The sequence below is a fragment of the Pedobacter sp. HMWF019 genome, assembly GCF_003061025.1.
Classification (GTDB): domain Bacteria; phylum Bacteroidota; class Bacteroidia; order Sphingobacteriales; family Sphingobacteriaceae; genus Pedobacter.
The window spans coordinates 1-2,374 of sequence record NZ_QAIL01000421.1 but is presented as its reverse complement, the minus strand read 5'-3'; the positions used below and the strand labels follow the sequence as shown (position 1 = coordinate 2,374).

4 protein-coding genes are annotated in these 2,374 nt (G+C 38.2%); 2 read left to right on the top strand and 2 right to left on the bottom strand.

Going from position 1 to position 2,374, the window contains the following annotated elements:
• Both queA and DBR11_RS22420 read left to right on the top strand, forming a co-directional pair.
• Positions 1–1,046 (top strand): tRNA preQ1(34) S-adenosylmethionine ribosyltransferase-isomerase QueA (queA, locus tag DBR11_RS22425; protein WP_108554844.1); only part of this gene is annotated, 1,046 nt, incomplete at its 5' end.
• 86 nt (positions 1,047–1,132) lie between these two features.
• Positions 1,133–1,807: a 2-C-methyl-D-erythritol 4-phosphate cytidylyltransferase gene (locus tag DBR11_RS22420; protein WP_108554843.1), complete on the top strand. Its 675-nt coding sequence runs from the start codon at positions 1,133–1,135 to the stop codon at positions 1,805–1,807.
• Between the two features lie 25 nt (positions 1,808–1,832).
• On the opposite strand, the gene DBR11_RS22415 is transcribed toward DBR11_RS22420, so the two are convergent.
• Both DBR11_RS22415 and DBR11_RS22410 read right to left on the bottom strand, forming a co-directional pair.
• On the bottom strand, positions 1,833–1,991 hold the full coding sequence (locus DBR11_RS22415) for a lmo0937 family membrane protein (RefSeq protein ID WP_108554842.1): 159 nt from the start codon (positions 1,989–1,991) through the stop codon (positions 1,833–1,835).
• A gap of 121 nt (positions 1,992–2,112) precedes the next feature.
• Positions 2,113–2,334 carry a DUF2795 domain-containing protein gene (locus DBR11_RS22410; RefSeq protein ID WP_008240955.1) on the bottom strand — a complete coding sequence of 74 codons (222 nt, stop codon included), beginning with the start codon at positions 2,332–2,334 and terminating at the stop codon, positions 2,113–2,115.
• Positions 2,335–2,374: the final 40 nt, after the last annotated feature.

Below are 2,374 nucleotides of genomic sequence, written 5' to 3'. Positions count from 1 at the left end.
AGTTATCTCAATTTAAGTTTAATTTACCTGAATCATTAGTTGCCAATAATCCTTCAGAACAAAGGGACGAAGCCCGTTTAATGGTTTTGCATAAGGATAGTGGCAAAATTGAACATAAAATATTTAAAGATGTTTTAGATTATTTTGATGATCATGATGTGATGATCTTAAACAACACGAAGGTATTCCCTGCACGTTTATACGGGAACAAGGAAAAAACAGGCGCTACAATTGAAGTATTTTTGCTCCGCGAACTGAATAAAGAGCTGCGTTTATGGGACGTTCTTGTTGATCCTGCACGTAAAATCCGTGTTGGAAATAAATTATATTTTGGTGACGATGACCTTCTGGTTGCAGAAGTTGTTGACAACACCACCTCAAGAGGTCGTACTATCCGTTTTCTATTTGACGGAACAGATGAAGAATTCAGAAAGAACATTGAAATTTTAGGAGAGACACCTCTTCCAAAATACATTAAGAGAAAGGCTACTGCTCAGGATAAAGAACGCTATCAAACTATTTTCGCAAAGCATGAAGGTGCTGTTGCTGCCCCTACTGCAGGTCTGCACTTTAGCCGTGAGCTAATGAAAAGACTTGAACTTAAAGGCGTAAACTTTGCGGAAGTAACTTTACACGTGGGCTTAGGAACCTTCAGATCTGTTGAAGTTGAAGATTTGACCAAACACAAAATGGATTCTGAACAATTCATTATTGAGCAAAAAGATGCTGATATCGTAAACAAAGCACTGGAACAAAAAAGAAAAATTTGTGCAGTAGGTACAACTTCTATGCGTGCCATCGAATCCGCAGTATCTTCAGGAAGAACACTAAAAGCAGCAAATGACTGGACAAGTAAGTTTATCTTTCCTCCGTATGATTTCAGCATTGCAAATTCCATGATTACCAATTTCCACACGCCAGAATCGACTTTACTGATGATGGTAAGTGCATTTGGAGGCTACGATTATGTGAGACATGCATATGAGGTAGCTTTAAAAGAGAAATATCGTTTCTACAGCTATGGTGATGCCATGCTGATCATCTAATACAGAACATACAACATCAAAATAGGAGATTTCAACCATTGGGAGAGATCTCCTATTTTTGTTTAAACCATTCTTAACAGATACAGATGAAATATTATGCAATAATAGTTGCAGGAGGATCAGGAAGCAGGATGAAAGCAACCATAGCAAAACAGTTTTTGTTGTTGGAAGACAAGCCGATCTTAATGCATACCCTTGAAATTTTTCACCAATGCAAATTACAGCCAGAAATTCTGCTCGTCTTAAATATCCATGAACACCACCGCTGGGAAGAATTATGTGAGCAGTACAATTTTAAAATACCTCATCAGGTGATAAAAGGAGGAGAACAGCGTTTTCATTCTGTAATGAATGGCCTAAAAGCCACAAAGGGTAAAAGCATAATTGCTGTACATGATGCAGTAAGACCCCTGTTGTCTGCAGACCTGATAGAACGCGGCTTTAAAGCCGCTGAAGAAAACGGGAATGCTGTCGCAGCAATTCACCCGACAGACTCCGTAAGGGCCTTAAAAGGGGACAAAAATGAAGCTTTAAACAGGGATGAGGTTTACCTGATACAAACCCCGCAGACTTTTCAGTCAGACCTCCTCAAAAAGGCCTATAAACAGCCATATAGAAATAACTACACCGATGACGCCTCAGTAGTGGAGCATGCAGGCTATAAGATCCATTTAATAGAAGGAGAAAGAGAAAACATTAAAATCACACATCCTTTTGATTTAGAAATTGCGTCAATGTTCAAGCATAAAAAAAGCTCCTGATGTTCAGGAGCTTTTTCCTATTATATTAAGCAGCTCTGTTGATCACTTTTAAGATAATTGCAATAACAGCAATTACTAATAGAATGTGAATCAAGCCCCCGACATCACCAAAGCCGTGAAAGAAAAAGCCAATGATCCATAGTATGACCAATACCACAGCAACCAGATAAAGTAAATTTCCCATAATGTAGATTTTTAGTTGTTAATTAAATTTGGCATGCGTTAAACATTTCCTGACATTACCTAAACAATCTTCGTTCCAAAAATAAAAAAGCCCCGCAGTTTGCGGGGCTTTAAATGGGTTTTTAATATTCGTCTTCGTTAAAGAAGAAGTCATCCTTAGTAGGGTAGTCAGGCCAGATCTCTTCGATAGTTTCATATGGTTCACCATCATCTTCCAGCGCTTGTAAGTTTTCAATAACTTCTACCGGAGCACCTGATCTTATGCCGTAATCAATTAATTCATCTTTTGTTGCAGGCCATGGAGCGTCTTCCAAATGCGATGCGAGTTCTAATGTCCAATACATATGTTATACTATTAGTTATTCTTTTTTAATTCCGCAAAAG